Origin of the sequence: Azospirillum formosense (genome assembly GCF_040500525.1) — a bacterium.
Lineage (GTDB): Bacteria > Pseudomonadota > Alphaproteobacteria > Azospirillales > Azospirillaceae > Azospirillum > Azospirillum formosense_A.
The window spans coordinates 153,086-169,952 of the sequence record NZ_CP159403.1; the positions used below are offsets into that span (position 1 = coordinate 153,086).

Annotated in this window: 14 protein-coding genes; 10 read left to right on the forward strand and 4 right to left on the reverse strand. The window is 68.8% G+C overall.

The genetic code is table 11. The annotated features are described in order from the left end of the window. Positions 1-113: 113 nt before the first annotated feature. Positions 114-737, reverse strand: coding sequence for a hypothetical protein (locus tag ABVN73_RS13830; RefSeq protein WP_353860243.1), 624 nt, complete (start codon positions 735-737; stop codon positions 114-116). Positions 738-1,349: 612 nt separating this feature from the next. Between ABVN73_RS13830 and ABVN73_RS13835 the strand changes: the two genes are divergently transcribed. Further along, positions 1,350-2,210 carry a DUF2092 domain-containing protein gene (locus ABVN73_RS13835; protein ID WP_353860244.1) on the forward strand — a complete coding sequence of 287 codons (861 nt, stop codon included), beginning with the start codon at positions 1,350-1,352 and terminating at the stop codon, positions 2,208-2,210. A gap of 227 nt (positions 2,211-2,437) precedes the next feature. Continuing rightward, complete coding sequence (locus tag ABVN73_RS13840) at positions 2,438-2,983, forward strand: hypothetical protein (protein WP_353860245.1); 546 nt, start codon at positions 2,438-2,440, stop codon at positions 2,981-2,983. Between the two features lie 98 nt (positions 2,984-3,081). Here ABVN73_RS13840 and ABVN73_RS13845 read toward each other — a convergent pair whose 3' ends face one another. The 3 genes from ABVN73_RS13845 to ABVN73_RS13855 all read right to left on the reverse strand — a co-directional run bounded on the left by ABVN73_RS13845 (position 3,082) and on the right by ABVN73_RS13855 (position 4,135). After that, positions 3,082-3,291, reverse strand: a complete 210-nt coding sequence (locus ABVN73_RS13845) for an aminoglycoside adenylyltransferase domain-containing protein (RefSeq protein ID WP_353860246.1) — start codon at positions 3,289-3,291, stop codon at positions 3,082-3,084. An 85-nt stretch (positions 3,292-3,376) separates the two neighbouring features. Beyond that, positions 3,377-3,661, reverse strand: a complete 285-nt coding sequence (locus ABVN73_RS13850; protein WP_353860247.1) for a glycine zipper family protein — start codon at positions 3,659-3,661, stop codon at positions 3,377-3,379. A gap of 72 nt (positions 3,662-3,733) precedes the next feature. Continuing rightward, entirely contained in the window at positions 3,734-4,135 is a 402-nt protein-coding gene (locus ABVN73_RS13855) for a Rap1a/Tai family immunity protein (RefSeq protein ID WP_353860248.1), read from the reverse strand. A 979-nt stretch (positions 4,136-5,114) separates the two neighbouring features. Between ABVN73_RS13855 and ABVN73_RS13860 the strand changes: the two genes are divergently transcribed. The 8 genes from ABVN73_RS13860 to ABVN73_RS13895 all read left to right on the forward strand — a co-directional run bounded on the left by ABVN73_RS13860 (position 5,115) and on the right by ABVN73_RS13895 (position 16,695). Beyond that, positions 5,115-7,337, forward strand: a complete 2,223-nt coding sequence (locus ABVN73_RS13860) for a DUF3141 domain-containing protein (RefSeq protein WP_353860249.1) — start codon at positions 5,115-5,117, stop codon at positions 7,335-7,337. Between the two features lie 47 nt (positions 7,338-7,384). Next, positions 7,385-7,861 carry a hypothetical protein gene (locus tag ABVN73_RS13865; RefSeq protein WP_353860250.1) on the forward strand — a complete coding sequence of 159 codons (477 nt, stop codon included), beginning with the start codon at positions 7,385-7,387 and terminating at the stop codon, positions 7,859-7,861. Positions 7,862-7,873: 12 nt separating this feature from the next. Further along, the gene (locus tag ABVN73_RS13870; RefSeq protein WP_353860251.1) at positions 7,874-8,833 is read left to right on the forward strand and encodes a bifunctional enoyl-CoA hydratase/phosphate acetyltransferase; all 960 of its coding nucleotides are present in this window, start codon (positions 7,874-7,876) and stop codon (positions 8,831-8,833) included. Positions 8,834-8,840: 7 nt separating this feature from the next. Further along, positions 8,841-10,055 (forward strand): acetate/propionate family kinase, encoded by a 1,215-nt coding sequence (locus ABVN73_RS13875; RefSeq protein ID WP_353860252.1) that lies wholly within the window; start codon positions 8,841-8,843, stop codon positions 10,053-10,055. Between the two features lie 27 nt (positions 10,056-10,082). Then, entirely contained in the window at positions 10,083-11,195 is a 1,113-nt protein-coding gene (locus ABVN73_RS13880; RefSeq protein WP_353860253.1) for an efflux RND transporter periplasmic adaptor subunit, read from the forward strand. 50 nt (positions 11,196-11,245) lie between these two features. Further along, positions 11,246-12,373 carry an efflux RND transporter periplasmic adaptor subunit gene (locus ABVN73_RS13885; RefSeq protein ID WP_353860254.1) on the forward strand — a complete coding sequence of 376 codons (1,128 nt, stop codon included), beginning with the start codon at positions 11,246-11,248 and terminating at the stop codon, positions 12,371-12,373. Then, positions 12,370-15,495: an efflux RND transporter permease subunit gene (locus ABVN73_RS13890; RefSeq protein WP_353860255.1), complete on the forward strand. Its 3,126-nt coding sequence runs from the start codon at positions 12,370-12,372 to the stop codon at positions 15,493-15,495. Before ABVN73_RS13885 ends, ABVN73_RS13890 begins: the two co-directional genes overlap by 4 nt. Positions 15,496-15,570: 75 nt before the next feature. After that, on the forward strand, positions 15,571-16,695 hold the full coding sequence (locus tag ABVN73_RS13895) for an AI-2E family transporter (protein ID WP_353860256.1): 1,125 nt from the start codon (positions 15,571-15,573) through the stop codon (positions 16,693-16,695). Positions 16,696-16,867 lie beyond the last annotated feature (172 nt).

Here is a 16,867-nt window from a genome sequence, read left to right on the forward strand (position 1 = left end):
GCTCCTGCGCCGCCCGTCGTCGCCGGCCGGGCATCCTGGCTTGCGTGCACTTCCATGCTCTCCGCCCGTGCTTTCCGCCCACGCTCTTCGAATGCGTCCGCGAGGACCGCCGTTCAGAACACGCTCTTGCGCGCCGGCTCGATCGACACCGCGAGGGCTTCGCTGACGACGGCGGTGATCGTGTCGCCGACCTTCAGCGAGGGGAGCTTCGCCTGACGGGCGGGGTCCGTCACGTTGACGGTGTAGACCTCGCCGCCGTCGGGATTCACGAGGTCGATGCTGTTCGCGCCGAGGTCGATGCCGACGACCAGCCCGCTGAGCCGTGTCACCTGCACGCCGATGCCGCCCGGCGCCTCGGCCGAGCGCGCGACCGCCTGCCGGACCTCGTCCTCGGGCACGGGCGCGCCGGGTTGGGACACCATGAAGGCCACGGAGCGGTAGAATTGCGCGTCGACCGTGTCTCCCACCTTCAGCATCTCCAGGCGCACCGCCGGCCCGGCCATGACGGTGATCGGGGTGCCCGACCGTCCGGCCAGCGTGACCTTCCGCTTGGCCGCGTCGATGCCGGTGATTTTCGCCTGGAGCGTGACGGCGGCACTTTCCGGAATGACGTTCGTCAGAACGGGTCTGCCTTGCGCCGCCGCCGGATGCGGAACGGTGCCCGGCACCAGGAGCACGCCGCAGAGGATGCCCGCTGCGGCGGCGGTGACCGTTGGCAAGGTTGCACGACGCTTCATGCTGTCCTCCTGTCTTGCCCGGCTGTCTTTGTCCGGCTGTCTTGTGGGGCATGCCCCGGCGCCGCCTTCGAAGCGCGACACCGGGGGTGCGGATCCGGGGCCATGGAAATGGGGTCGTGGAAATAGGGTCGTGGAAATAGGGCCGTACGGTGTGGTGCGCTGCCGTCCGCAGCCAAGACAGCCAAGTCCTGTAGCCCGAGACGCCGTCTCTGACGAGTATTCTACGGTAGCCTGATGTCGCCGATCCCCGCCGTTGGGCCCGGCTGTTCAGCGCGCGCCGGTTACGGCGACGGGCGCGTGCATCGGACGGCTTGCGCGATCCCGGTTACCGTAACGGATGTTACGGTAGCGTACTTGCCGCAACGGCGGCGTTCGGCCGCCCTTTCCCAGGTTCGGGCCCCCTTCTGCGCCCCTTCTGCGCGGTCGGCCTGCTCGCGAATGCACCGGGGATGCACCGGGAACCCGGGGCAGCGTTGAACCCGGGGCAGCGATACCGTAGCGGCCCGCATCGACCGTGGCTGCTACTTTCAATGGCTCCGCTCCATGCGGCTCAATGATCCCTGGCCTTTCACCGATGCCGCCGGCACGGCATCCGGGGCAGGAGGGATGCTGATGAACGGACTCAGGTGGCTGATGCGGTCGGCGCTGTGCCCGGCCCTCTGCGTTCTCGCCCTGGCCTGGCCGGCCTTCGGGGCCGAGGCGCCGCCGTCCGACAGCCCGCCGCACGCGGTCGAGCAGGACGAGCCGGAAGACCCGCCGTTCGACGACGAGGCGATGACCGCCCTGACGCGCATGGCCGACACGCTCGCCCAGGCCCAGCGCTTCACCGTGACCATCCGGGCCAGTTACGACGTGGTGCAGGACACGGGCGAGAAGATCACGTTCGGCGAGCGGCGCGCCCTTATCCTGAACCGTCCCGACGGGCTGCGGGTCGAAGCGCAGGAAAGCGACGGGAAGCGGTCGCTGGTGACGTTCGATGGAAAGGCGATTTCGGTGCTCGATGTGGACGAGAACGTCTATGCCCAGATCGAACGGGCCGGCACCATCGATGACGCCGTGCGCTATCTGGTCCAGGATCTTCGGGTGCGGCTGCCCCTGGCGCTGCTGCTGGTCAGCACGCTGCCGGATGAGCTGGAGCAACGCCTCCAAACGCTCGACTACGTGGAGCGGGACACGCTCACGGCGGTGCCGACCGATCATCTGGCGGGGCGGACCGAGGATGTCGACTTCCAGATCTGGATCGCCACCGAAGGCCCGCCACTGCCGCAGCGCGTGACCATCACCTACAAGGGTGACGAGGGCGAGCCGCAATACCGGGCCGACTTCTCCGAGTGGAACCTCGACCCGGACGTCCAGCCGGCGCAACTCGCCTTCCATCCTCCAGACGGCGCGGAGCGCATTCCGGTCATGATCCGTGTCCGCCGCAACGCGGCCGGCGGATCGGCCGATGGTTCGGAAGGAGCGCCGAAATGAACAGGTCGTCTTTGCGGATTGCCTTCTCCATCGCCGCATCCCTGCTTCTGGTGGCCGGATCGGTCGCGGATGCCTATGCCCGCGGCGGCGGTCGCGGAGGCGGCCGAGGGGGCGGCGGGGGCTTCGCCCGGTCCGGTCCGGCGGCGGGTGGCGGCTTTTCTGCCCAACGTTCCACGGCCCAACGTTCCACGGCCCAACGCTCCACCGCGGGGCGATCCACCGCGGCGGTGGGAGCCCGTCAGGCCGGCGCCACCCAGCGGTCGAGCGAGCGGGCGGCCTCCGCTCAGACGGCGTCCCGCCAGTCCGGCGCTACGGAGCGTTCCGCGCAGCGCGCCGAGACGCAGCAGACGCGCACGGAAGCCCGGGCCGACACGCGCGCTTCGGGCCAGCAGGAGCGGACCGAACGGCAAGGGCAGCGGCAGCAGGGCCAGACCGAACGCACGGAAGCCCGCCAGCAGGGCCAGACCGAGCGCACGGAATCGCGGGCCTACGCGGCGCAGAACATCGCCAACGACTGGGACGGTCATCACTATGACGACGATGACGACGACTGGGGGTGGGCTCTTGCGGGCGCTGCGGTGGGAGCGACCGCCGGCTTCATCGCCGGTGCCGCCACGGCGGCCCCCAATTACGTGACGGTGCTTCCCTGCACCCCCACCGTCGTGCCGTACGGCGGCGTCAGCTACTACGGCTGCGGCGGCACCTGGTACAACCGCAGCTATGTGGACGGGAACGTCACCTACGTCACCGTCACCCCGCCTCCCGGTTACTGAGCGCTCCGGGCCCGGCCACCGAGCCCGGCCACCGAGCGTAATCACGGCGCGTCCGCGTCCGCCCTGTCGGCCCGCCAACCCCGGTGCTGCGCCGTCCATCAGGGTCTGGATGCGCGCGATGACGCGCTCAAGAGCGGCCGCAGCCCCGGCGCGAGACCGCTCCAATCCTCCCGCTCCTCGCCGCGATAGGCCGCCCGGACGTGCGCCCAATCGGCGGCCTGATCCTTCGGGAGGATTTCGCCGGTCATGAGCGTCGTCCAGATGCTTGCGGTGACGACGAGGATGTCGAGATCGCTGGTCGGGCGCAAGCCGCCCGCGACCGCCGATCCTTAGGGATACGCGGCCAAGGCGGCTTCGCCGGGAACGCTCGCGTCAGCGCACCATCGCCATCGGTCATTGAGTTCCGCTTCGCTGGGTCGAACCCTGCTGGACGCCGCGCTGGTAGGCCGAAGCCTCGGTCCGCTTGTGATAGTCGTAGAGCAGACCACCGGCCAGACCGGCGCCGGCGCCAATGGCGGCCCCCATGCCGGCGTTGCCGGCGATGGCGCCGATCAGCGCTCCGCCAGCGGCGCCTCCGGTCGTGCCGGTGAGCGCGCGCTGCTGGGTCGGTGACATGTCGGCGCACGCCGCAAGGGGAAGCGCGACGACGGCGACGCGGAGGAACTGCGTGGGTTTCATGGTCTTTTCCATCCTGGTTGGCCCTTGATCGAAGGCCGTGGACCGCGGCGGAGGAAGCGGATGCCGGCGGGATCAGGCGCGGCAGGGATAGCGCTGGGACAGGAAGCGGAACAGCCCATCCACCGGCGGCGTGTCCATCAGCCTGGGATTTTGCTTCGCCCAGGTGACGAACGCGGCAACGGCGTCGTTGCGCGACGGCGGTGGCGTCGGCGCGCACACCAGCTGGCGCTTGCCTTCGGCGGCCGTCACGACCTGATGGTACTGGTAGGCGCCGACGGCGAAGCCGTGGCAGAAATGGAGTGCCGCGATGCCGGTCGGGTCGTTTGGTGTGGCTTCGCACAGCCGCACAAGGTCTCCCGTGGTCCGGACCTGAAAATTGGTTTCCGTGGGAGTGGCCCCCATCTGCGCGTTCGCGGCGGTGATCGCCGTCGCCGTCAGGGCAACGGCCAGAGCGGCCTTGGTTCGGTGTTTCATGGTTTGCTCCCAGCGTTTTTTGTGGGCGGCTTAACGCAGGCGGATTTTTCGGGACAGGAGACGCTTTCCCCGACGAACCGGACGGCCCATGCGAAATCGATGGGCAGCCGATCGGATGGACGGTGTGCACAGGTCGGGGAGGGACTTCAGCTCGCAAGACGCTGTGCTTTGGAAGGTAGCATTCCCCACAGTCAAAGCGCAGTCATGCTACGGTAACGCTCACCGTATCGGTCATTTGGAAAAGGGGCTTTGTTTTTGAAATGGCAATAAGATGGATGGTATTCATCCCCTATGCAGAAGGCTTTGGTTTTTAATAAAAGAAAAATTACGTGGTTAGATTAATAAAAATCATGAAAAGGCCCGCCGGGTCGGGTTTGCAAAATCCGAGTCTCATTCATGGAAAATCCATAGCCCGAACCCCCGCCGGGAGCCGGTGCCGCCCCACTGTTTTGAGGATGGGCCATCAGGGGAAGGTGGCCTGATACGGTAACAGTGCCAACAGTTGCATGCTTCAACGCGGCGGATGATGCGGTGCAGTATTTCCCGTGTCCAAGCCAGCATCAACCAGCATCAAAGAGCATCAAAGCCAAAGCGCCTTGGCCTCTCACGTTCTCGTCATGGGTCGGTATCCGCAGGGGTCGGTATCCGCAGCGCCGGCGCAGAAGCGTACAGCCAATGAGGACATGCAATGAAAAATCGGCGGGTGAGTCCCCTGACGGAACAGCAGCCGCTGGCGAGTTGGTTTTCCGCCTGGACCGCGGCATTTCCCTTCCTTGGCCCTTTCACCGAACCACCAGCAAAAACGACCGCAGCAAAAACGACCGGAGCAAAACCGACCGGAGCAAAACCGGCTGGGGCAAAGCCCGTCGAAGAGACGGCGGCCGGGAAAGGCGCGGATGGTTGGCAGACGCCCGCATTCCCCAACCCGTTCGATCTTCCCAACCCGTTTCAGGACGCTTTCGACTATGGCGTCGATGCCATGCAGCGCTGGGTCCTGTTCCTGGATGTCCTGCGGCGCCGCGGCGACCAGTTCATGGACCATGCCGATAAAGGAAAGCCGCCCGTCCTGACCTTCCCGTACGAGGTCGTGATGGAAGGGCGGAAGCTGAAGCGGCCCTGCAATTACATGCTGCTTCGCATCCTGCCGGATCCGGCCGTCGGCACGGACCCGGCCAAGCGCCCGTTCGTGATCGTCGATCCGCGCGCCGGTCACGGCCCCGGGATCGGCGGCTTCAAGCCGGACAGCCAGATCGGCACCGCCCTGCGCGCCGGCCACCCCTGCTATTTCATCGGCTTCCATCCCGAACCGGAGCCGGGGCAGACCCTGGCCGACGTGGGCGAGGCCGAGGCCTTCTTCATCGAGCATGTCGGAAAACTGCACGACGGCGCGGACGGAAAACCCTGCGTCATCGGCAATTGCCAGGCGGGCTGGGCGGTGATGGCGCTGAGCGCGGTCCGGCCCGACCTGATGGGGCCGATCATCATCGCTGGCTCCCCGCTGTCCTATTGGGCCGGCGTGAAGGGGCGGAATCCGATGCGCTACCTCGGCGGGCTCTATGGTGGCTCCTGGCTCGCCGCGCTGGCCAGCGATCTCGGCAACGGGCGCTTCGACGGGGCGCATCTGGTCGGCAACTTCGAGAAGCTGGACCCGGCCAACACCTACTGGAAGAAAGCGTACAATCTGTACGCCCATATTGACACGGAAGCGGACCGTTACCTGGAGTTCGAAAAGTGGTGGAGCGGCTTCTTCCTGATGAACGGGGAGGAGATCGAGGCCATCACCGACGAGCTGTTCGTCGGCAACAAGATGACCAGCGGCGGCATCGTCCGGAACGGGCGCCGGCTGGATTTGCGGAACATCCGCTCGCCGATCCTCGTCTTCGCGTCCTTCGGCGACAACATCACGCCGCCGCAACAGGCGCTGGGCTGGATCCTCGATCTGTACAGCGATGTCGAGGACATCCGGGCGCACGAGCAGACCATCGTCTACAACCTGCATCACGACATCGGCCACCTGGGCATCTTCGTGTCCGGCCGCGTCGCCCGCAAGGAGACGTCGGAGTTCGTCGAGAACATCGACTTCATCGACCTGCTGCCGCCCGGCCTCTACGAGATGATCCTCCAGCCGAAGGACCCGAACGTCCCCGGCGCCGATCTGGTCGCGGGGGACTACGTGACGCGGTTCGAGCCGCGCACGCTCGACGACATCCGCGGGCTCGGCGGCAACACGCCGGAGGACGACCGGCGTTTCGCCGCCGTGGCGCGCGTCTCGGACATCAACAAGGGCCTGTACGCCACCTTCGCCCGGCCCTCCATCCAGGCGGCCGTCAACGAGCCCTTCGCCGAATGGCTGCGGTTGATGAACCCGGCGCGCGGCCAGTATTACCTGTTCTCGCACCTCAACCCCTTCATGGCGCCGGTCGGCCCCATGGCCGACTGGGTGCGCGAACACCGCCGCCCGGTCAGCCCGGACAACCCGTACCTGAGCGCGCAGAACCGCATCTCGGATGAGATCGTGCAGGGGCTCGACCGCTGGCGGGACGCGCGGGACGGCGCCGTCGAACGTCTGTTCATGGGCCTCTACAACGCACCGCTCCTTCAGGCTCTGGTCGGGCTGGCCGCTCCGGGCGAGGAGGCCCGGCCGCCGCGCGTCCGCGACGAGGCGTTCGAAGCCCTGGTCGAGAAGCGGATGGCCGAGATCATGGCCCGCGTGGAGGAGGGCGGGGTGCGGGAGGCGCTGTTCCGCGTCCTGATCCACGCGCGGCGCGGCGAGGGCGCCCTCGACGAGCGTGCCTTCCAGATGCTGCGGAAAATCCGCGAGGAGCAGCCCGGCGCCCAGCACCTGTCCGTGGACGCGGCCCGCGCGATCTTCCGCGAGCAGGTCTTCCTGATGCTGATGGACGAGGACGCGGCGATGAGCGCGCTTCCCACGCTGCTGCCCGGCGAGAAGGAGCGCAAGGAGGTGATGGCGCTGGCGGAGCGCGTCCTGGAGGCTTCCGGACCGCTGACCCCCGACCAGCGCGCCCGCCTGCGGCAGGTGGATGCCCTCCTGCACCACAAGGAGAAGCGCATCGAGGCCGAGCGCGAGCCGCCCCTGCGCGTGCTGCCCGGGTCCGGCGGGTCGTCGCTGGCCAAGGCCGCCACCGACCTCAGCCGGACGGACGCGCAGGGCAGGGCGATGGGCACCGCGAAGGCCAAGTGAACCCGGCGCCGAGACAAGAGGCTGACGAACAACAAGGGGAACGCGTCATGAGCAACGTGGACCAGACCAGGACGGCCGCGGCCGTCCCCGACATCGGTGACGACCTGATCTCGCCCGACGAACTCCGGAAGCTCACCGAGGAGCACGAGATGGCGCTGCTCCAGGAAGCCCTGGAGCGGGAAAAGAAGCACATGAAGGAACAGGACACCGTCCGAGAAGCCTTCATGAACCAGCATGTCCGCCCCGACGCCAAGGAGCGCTTCACGCGCGCGGTGCGCGACGCCGCGTCGCGCGGGGTGAAGGAAATCCAGGTGGCGCGCTTCCCGAGCAGCTACTGCACCGACGGCGGCCGGGCGATCAACAATTTCGAGCCGGACTGGCCGGACTCCCTGACCGGCTACGCCCGCGAAGCCTACGAGGTCTTCGACAGGAACCTGAGGGCCAAGGGCTACAAGCTGCGGGCGCAGATCCTGGACTATCCCGGCGGGATGCCGGGGGACGTCGGCCTGTACCTGCGCTGGTGAGGGGGGCGCGTCATGGCCGGCAGCCCGCCACCGCCCGCGCATCGGCATGAAAAGTACGAACGGCTGGTCGCCGCCTGCCGCGCGGTCTCGCCCATCCCCACGGCGGTGGCGCATCCCTGCGACGCCTCGTCCCTGGGCGGCGCCGTCGACGCGGCCCGTCAGGGCTTCATCACGCCGATCCTGATCGGGCCGGCCGCGCGCATCCGGGCCGTGGCCGCCGAGTCCGGTCTCGACATCGCCCCGTACGAGATCGTGGACGTGCCGCACAGCCACGCCGCCGCCGCAACGGCGGTGGAGCTGGTGCGCCAGGGGCGGGCCCAGCTCCTCATGAAGGGAAGCCTGCACACGGACGAGCTGCTGCGCGAGGTGGCCCGGAAGGACAGCGGGCTGCGGACGGAGCGGCGCATCAGCCACGTCTTCATCATGGACGTGCCGACCTACCCCAAGCCGCTGTTCATCACCGACGCCGCGGTGAACATCGCGCCGACCCTGGAGGACAAGCGCGACATCATCCAGAACGCCATCGATCTGGCGCGGGCGCTGGGGAATCCCCAGCCGAAGGTGGCGATCCTGTCGGCGGTCGAGACCGTCAATCCGAAGATCCCCTCCACCGTCGAGGCCGGCGCGCTGTGCAAGATGGCCGACCGGGGGCAGATCACCGGCGGCCTGCTGGACGGGCCGCTGGCGCTCGACAACGCCATCAGCCCCGAAGCGGCGAGGATCAAGGGCATCGCGTCGCCGGTCGCCGGGCAGGCCGACATTCTCGTCGTGCCGGATCTGGAGGCGGGCAACATGCTCGCCAAGAACCTGACCTTTCTGGCGAACGCCGATGCCGCCGGCATCGTGCTGGGGGCGCGGGTGCCCATCGTGCTGACCAGCCGGGCCGACAGCGTCATGACGCGCATGGCCTCCTGCGCCGTGGCGGCGCTCTACGCGCACCGGCAGCGGATCGAGCAGCCGGTGAAGGGGTGAGGCCGCCATGACCGAGACGACCATTCCCGAGACGGCCATCCCCGAGACGATCCTGGTCATCAACGCCGGCTCCTCCAGCATCAAGTTCCAGCTGTTCGACGCGGCGGACGGGACGCTGCCGGCGCGCCTGCGCGGCCGGATCGAGGGGATCGGCACGGCGCCTCGGCTAATCGTCCAAGGCGGCAGCCGGGACGGCGGCGTTCCCTTGTCGGCGGAGTCCGGCGACGGGGTTCCCGGTGCGCTGGCCTTTCTCGGCGCGTGGCTGCGGGAGCGGCTGGGCGGCGCCATGCCGGTGGCGGTCGGGCATCGGGTGGTTCACGGCGGGCCGGCCTACGACCGCCATGTGGCGGTGGACGACGCGGTGATCGGGACGCTGGAGACCTACGTTCCGCTCGCCCCGCTCCACCAGCCGAACAATCTGGCGCCGATCCGGGCGATCCGGACGCTCCTGCCGGACGTGCTTCAGGTGGCCTGCTTCGACACGGCCTTTCACCGGCACCATTCCGAACCGGCCGACCGCTACGCCATCCCGGACGACCTCCACCGGGAGGGTGTGCGGCGCTACGGCTTTCACGGCCTGAGCTACGAATACATCGCCGGGCGCCTGCCGGACCTCGTCCCCGGCATCGCCGGCGGGCGGGTCGTCGTCGCGCATCTCGGCAGCGGGGCCAGCATGTGCGCCATCCGGGACGGGCGCAGCGTCGACAGCACCATGGGATTCACCGCGCTGGACGGGCTGCCGATGGGCACGCGGCCGGGGCAGCTGGACCCCGGCGTGGTCCTGTACCTGATGGACAAGGGCATGGACGCCCGCGCCATCGAACGGCTGCTGTACCACGACTGCGGCCTGAAGGGACTGTCCGGCGTCAGCAACGACGTGCGCGATCTGCTGGCCAGCACCGACCCGCGCGCCAAGCTCGCGCTGGACTGCTTCGTCTACCGGGCGAGCCTCGCCATCGGGGCGCTGGCCGCCGCCATGGGGGGCATCGACGGGCTCGTGTTCACGGCCGGCATCGGCGAACGGGCGCCGGCCATCCGCAAGGCCATCGCGGAGCGGGCGCGCTGGCTCGGCTTCGACCTCGACGAGGCGGCCAACGCCGCGAACGCGCTGTGCATCACGACGCCGGACAGCCGGGTCAAGGGCTGCGTCGTCCCGACCGACGAGGAACGGATGATCGCGCTCCACACCCGCGCCATCCTCCGCCGCCACCGCTCCGCGTGACGGGGTCCCGAGAAGGAGAGAGGCATCATGTGCTGGCTATCCGGGTTTGGGTCTTCCGGGTGTGGGACATCCCGGTCGGCGATCCTCGCCGGCCTCCTGCTTCTCGGCTGCGAGCAGCCGGCGCCGCCGCCGGCCGAGGCGACGCTGATCCGCGCGCTGCCCGTGCAGGTGAGCCAGTTCGACCGCACCGCCGCGCTGACCGGCGAAATCCAGGCCCGCCACGAAAGCAACCTCGGCTTCCGCGTCAGCGGCAAGGTGGTCGAGCGGCTGGTGGAGGTCGGGCAGGCGGTCACGTCCGGGCAACTGCTGGCGCGGCTGGACAACCAGGACCAGACCAACGCCGTGAGATCCGCCGAATCCGACGTGGCGGCGGCTCAGGCCGCCGTCGAGCAGAGCCGGACGCAGGAGGAGCGCCAGCGCTCCCTGCTCGCCAACGGCTTCACCACCCGGGTCCAGTACGACAACGCCCAGAAGCGCTTCCAGCAGGCGCAGGCCGAGCTGAACTCCGCCGAGGCGCAGCTGGGCTCGGCGCGGGACGCGCTGTCCTACACCGAACTGCGCGCCGACCGCGACGGGGTCATCACGGCGAAGATGGCGGAGCCCGGCCAGGTGGTCGCCGTCGGTCAGACGGTGCTGCGGCTGGCCGACCCGAACGAGCGGGAAGCGGTCTTCCAGGTGCCGGGCGCCAGCATCCGGCTGGAGGGGCGGGAAGGCCTGCCGCCGGTCGAGGTGCGGCTCGTCAACGACGCCAAGACCGTCACCGAGGGCACGATCCGCGAGGTGTCTCCGGGGGTCGATCCGGTGACCCGGACCTACACCGTGAAGGTCTCCCTGCCCAACGCCCCCGACGCCTTCCTGCTCGGTTCCTCCGTCGTCGGGCGGGCCAAGCTGCCGGCGCGGCCGGTGGTCAATCTGCCGTCCTCGGCCCTGTTTCAGACGGAGAGTGGAAAGCCGGCGGTCTGGGTCGTGGCGCGGCCGGCCGACACGGTGAGCCTGCGCCCCGTCTCCGTCCTGCAATACGACACCGGCACGGTCACCGTCTCCAGCGGCCTCGACGACGGCGATCTGGTGGTGGTCGGCGGTGTCCAGAAGCTGCGGCCGGACCAGAAGGTCACCATCAAGCAGGGGAGCGGCGCATGACCCGCATCGCGCGACCATCCACGCGGTCTCCGACCCTGCGGCCCCCAACCTTGCGGCGTCCGCACGCGACCCCGCTTCTCGTGGCGCTGCTGGCGCTGGTCCCGGCGCTGGCGGCCTGCCAGCCGCAGGGCGGCCATCACGCCGACGCGGCGCCGGTGATCCGCCCGGTGCGGACCGTCACCGTGGAGCCGGTGACCTTCCGGATGGGCGGGTCCGCCACCGGAACCATCGAGGCGCGGGCCGACGCCGACCTTGGCTTCCGGATCGCCGGAAAGCTGATCGAGCGCAAGGTCGATGCCGGCAGTCTGGTCAAGGCCGGCGACGTGCTGGCGCGGCTGGACGACCAGGACCAGCGCAACGCGCTGCGGACCGCCGAGGCGAACCTCGCCTCCGCCAAGGCCGATCAGGTGCAGGCGCGCAACGAGGAGTCCCGCAAGCGGGAGCTGCTGGCCAACGGCAACGCCCCCCAGGCGCAGTACGACGCGGCGCTGCTGGCGATGCGTACCGCCGACGCCAAGGTCGTCGCCACCCAGGCGGCGCTGCAATCGGCCCGCGACCGGGTCGGCTACACGGAACTGCGGGCGGACCGGGACGGCGTGGTGACCACCATCGGGGCCGAGCCCGGACAGGTGGTCGAGGCCGGCCAGATGGTGGTGCGCGTCGCCCAGCCGGAGGAGCGCGAAGCCGTCTTCAACGTCGCCGAGACCGGCATCCGGGCGGCGCCGAAGGACCCGGTGATCGAGGTTTCTCTGGCCGGCGCGCCGGACATCGTGGCGGTGGGCCGCGTCCGCGAGATCTCGCCCCAGGCCGATCCCGTCACCCGGACCCACACCGTCCGGATCGCTCTGGACAATCCGCTCGACGCCCTGCGCCTCGGCGCGACCGTCATTGGGCGCCTGAAGCAGCCGCCCGCCCCGGTGGTCGAGCTGCCGGGAACGGCGCTGTTCGAGGAGGCGGGGCGGAGCTTCGTCTGGCTCGTCGACCCGAAGGCCCAGACCGTCCGGCGCCAGCCGGTCGCGATCCGGCCCAGGGATGGTGCCGGGGACACCGATGGCCCGGTCATCGTCACCGAGGGCCTGACCCGCGGCGACGTCGTGGTCACCGCCGGCGTGCACAGCCTGAGCGAAGGCCAGCGGGTCCGGTTCAACCAGAAAATCGAAACGGCGGCGGCACCATGACCGGCTTCAATCTCTCCGAGTGGGCTCTGCGCCACCGTTCCTTCGTCTGGTACCTGATCATCTCGCTGACGTTGGCGGGCGGCATGGCCTACATGCGCCTCGGCCGCGAGGAGGATCCGGCCTTCACGATCAAGACCATGGTGGTCCAGGCCAACTGGCCCGGCGCCACCATTGAGGACACCATGAAGCTGGTGACCGACCCGATCGAGAAGAAGCTGGAGGAGATCCCCTATCTCGACTACGTCAAGAGCTACACCAAGCCCGGCGTCTCGGTCGTCTACGTCAACCTGAAGGACTACACGCCGGCCGAGGCGGTGCCCGACCTGTGGTACCAGGTCCGCAAGAAGATCGCCGACATGAAGGCCACCCTGCCGCAGGGCGTGCAGGGGCCGGCCTTCAACGACGAGTTCGGCGACACCTTCGGCACGGTCTACGCCTTCACCGCCGACGGCTTCAGCTACCGCGAGCTGAAGGACTACGCGGAGACCGCGCGGGCCGATCTGATGCGCGTGCCCGACGTCGGGAAGGTCCAGTTCGTCGGTGTCCAGAACGAGCGGATCTACCTCGACTTCTCGACGCGCAAGCTGGCCGCGATGGGGATCGACCGCGAGCAGGTCATCGCCGAGCTTCAGGAGCAGAACGCCGTGGCCCCGGCCGGCGTGGTCCAGGCCGGCGACGAGAAGATCTCGGTCCGGGTCAGCGGCGCCTTCACGTCGGAGGACAGCCTGCGCGCCATCAGCCTGCGCGCCAACGACAAATTCTACCGGCTGGCCGATCTGGCCGACATCCGGCGCGGCTACGCCGACCCGCCGTCGCCGCTGTTCCGCTACAACGGGCAGCCGGCCATCGGGATGATCATCTCCATGGCGGCCGGCGGCAACGTGCTGACCTTCGGCGAGGGCATCCGCGAGCGGATGCGGCAGGTCGAGGCGAACCTGCCGGTGGGCATCGGCGTCCACCTCGTCGCCAACCAGTCGGTGGTGGTCGAAGAGTCGGTCGCCGGCTTCACCAAGGCGCTGAAGGAGGCGGTCGTCATCGTGCTGGTGGTCAGCTTCATCAGCCTGGGCCTGCGCGCCGGGCTGGTGGTGGCGACCTCCATCCCGCTGGTGCTGGGCATGACCTTCATCGGCATGGAGTTCTTCGACATCACGCTCCAGCGCATCTCACTGGGCGCGCTGATCATCGCTCTCGGCCTGCTGGTGGACGACGCGATGATCACGGTGGAGATGATGATCACCAAGCTGGAGGAGGGCTTCAGCCTGGATAAGGCGGCGACCTTCGCTTACACCTCCACGGCCTTCCCCATGCTGACCGGCACGCTGATCACCGTGGCCGGCTTCATCCCCATCGGCTTCGCCCAGGGCGGTGCGGCGGAATACTGCTTCACGCTGTTCGCCGTGGTGGCGATGGCGCTGCTGTTCTCCTGGATCGTGGCGGTCCTGTTCGCTCCCCTCATCGGGGTGAACGTGCTGCCCAAGACCATGAAAGCGAAGCATGGCAGCGAACCGGGGCGCCTGATGCGGACGTTCCGGGGCAGCCTGCGCCTGGCCATGCGGGCGCGCTATCTGGTGATCCTCGCCACGCTGCTGCTGTTCGGCCTGTCGGTCTTCGGCCTGCGCTTCGTCCAGCAGCAGTTCTTTCCCGCCTCCGACCGTCCGGAACTGCTGGTCAACCTGACCCTGCCGCAGACGGCCTCGATCCGGGCGACCGAGGAGGTGGTGGACCGCTTCGAAAAGGTGCTGGCGGCCGACCCCGACGTCGAGCACTGGAGCTTCTACATCGGCCAGGGCGCCGTGCGCTTCTACCTGCCGCTCGACGTGCAGCTGGCCAACGACTACTTCGCCCAGGCCGTGGTGGTGACCAAGGGCTACAAGGTCCGCGAGTCCGTCCGCGCCCGGCTGGAAAAGGTGCTGAACGAGAATTTCTCGGACCTGAACACGCGGGTCAGCCCGCTGGAGATGGGGCCGCCGGTCGGCTGGCCGATCCAGTACCGCGTCTCCGGGCCCGACGTGGGCGAGGTGCGCGCCATCGCCGCCCGGATGGCCGACACCATCGGCACCAACCCCTACACGCTGCTGGTCAACTACGACTGGAACGAGCCGTCGAAGGTGGTGCGGGTCGACGTGGACCAGGACAAGGCCCGCCTGCTGGGGATCAGCTCCAAGTCGCTCAACCAGGCGCTGAACGCCACGGTGTCGGGCGCGGCCTTCACGCAGGTGCGCGACGACATCTACCTGATCGACGTGGTCGCCCAGGCGACCAACGCGGAGCGCAGCTCCATCGAGACGCTGCGCAACCTCCAGATCGCCATTCCGGACGGCCGCACCGTGCCGCTGGGCGAGGTCGCGACCATGCGCTACGACCTGGAGCAGCCGGTGGTCTGGCGGCGCACCCGCCTGCCGACCATCACCGTCCAGGCCGATCTGGTCCCCCCGCTGCAGGCCGCGACGGTGGTGCAGCAGCTGGCCCCGGCGGTGGACGAGCTGCGGCGCAGCCTGCCGCCCGGTTATTCCATCGAAGCGGGCGGCACGGTGGAGAACAGCGCCAAGGGCATGGCCTCGATCACCGCCGTCTTCCCGATCATGATCTTCGTCATGCTGACCATCCTCATGATCCAGCTGCAAAGCTTCCAGAAGCTGTTCCTGGTCATCAGCGTGGCGCCGCTCGGCCTGATCGGCGTCGTCGCGGCGCTGCTGCCGACCGGGACGCCGCTGGGTTTCGTCGCCATTCTGGGCGTGGTCGCGCTGATCGGGATGATCGTCCGCAACTCGGTCATCATGATCGCCCAGATCGACGAGCATCTGGAGGCCGGGGAGCATCCCTGGGACGCCGTCATCAACGCCACCATGCACCGCGTGCGGCCGATCCTGCTGACGGCGGCGGCGGCCAGCCTGGGCATGATCCCCATCGCGCCGGAGGTCTTCTGGGGTCCCATGGCCTACGCGATCATCGGCGGACTGATCGTGGCGACCCTGCTGACGCTGTTCTTCCTGCCGGCGCTCTACGTCGCCTGGTTCCGCATCCGGGAGCCGGCGGCGGAGGAACGCGCCAAGCCGCGGTATGACGGGGCCATGCACCCGCCGGGCCCGGCGCCGACCAAGGGAGTGACGAGCGGTGTGTGACCACCCGCGGCTCCGCACCGCGCCACGCGCGTCGGGCGGCGCCCGGACCATCGCGCGCTGAAGGGGACAGAAGCCATGGCGGACTTCATTCACGACCGGTTCATGCCGCACGCCGACGCCTCGGAGGTCCCGGAGCGGTACGAGATGAGCTATGTCCGCAAGGCGCTCGTGCTGTCCATGATGCTGGTCCTGCTGATCGGCTGTTTCGTCGTGCTGCGCCCCTTCATCGCGGCGATCCTTTGGGCCGTCATCCTGTCCTTCAGCACATGGCCGCTGCATCGGCGCATCGAGCGGGCGCTCGGCGGCCGCACGACGCTGGCGGCGGCGATCATGACGCTGATGATCATGGCGATTCTCGTCGGGCCTCTCGTCGCGCTCGGAATGAAGCTGTCGGAAAATGTCTTCCGGGTCTACGAAGCGGCTCACGCGGCCATGGACCGGGGGCTTCCACCCCTGCCGGACTGGGTGGTCGGCCTCCCGATCCTCGGGGACCGGCTGCAGGAGACGTGGGGCGTGCTGCTGGGCGGCGAAGCCAATCTGCGCATGACGCTGCAGCCCTATTTCGGCCAGATCCGCGACTGGGTCCTGGCGAGCGGCGGCCATCTTCTCTCGGGAACGTCCCTGATCGCGCTGAGCGTCCTGATCGCCTTCTTTCTCTATCGGGACGGCCGCACCGCCGTGCTCCGTCTGCGCAGCATCGTCGGGCGGATCGCCGGCGCCCGCGCGCGGCAATCCCTCGACGTTGCCGCCGAGACGATCAACGGCGTCGTCCATGGCGTGCTGGGCACCGCGCTGGTGCAAGCCATCGCCGCCACCCTCGGCTATTGGATCGCGGGGCTTCCCGGCGCCCTGCTCCTCGGCTTCATCACCTTCTTCCTGACGCTGGTGCCGATGGGGCCGGCGCTGATCTGGCTGCCCGCCGCGATCTGGCTGGCCAGCCAGGGCCGCACCGGCATGGCAATCTTTTTGGTGGCCTGGGTCGGCCTGCTGGTCGGCAGCCTCGACAACATCCTGCGCCCGATCCTGATCGGTCGAAGCAGCGATCTTCCCTTCATCATCATTTTCCTGGGCATCGTCGGCGGCCTCGTCGCTTTCGGCCTGATCGGCATCTTCCTCGGCCCGACGCTGCTTGCCGTGGCGTACGGCCTCGTTCGGGAATGGAGTGGGGGAAACGAGGCAGGCGACGCCGTGGCGGAGTAGGCGCCGGCCACGCCATGGCGTCCTGATTGTGCGTGGCCGCGTTTCGGTGCACGGCGACTGAGGTCGTCCGGCACGGCTATGCCGTGATCGAGGCGGGACGGCAATTGGCCGATCGGCCGGATGTCCTTGGCAGGGTCCTTCAGCCGAAGTTCAGGCCGCCGTTGTTACAGCG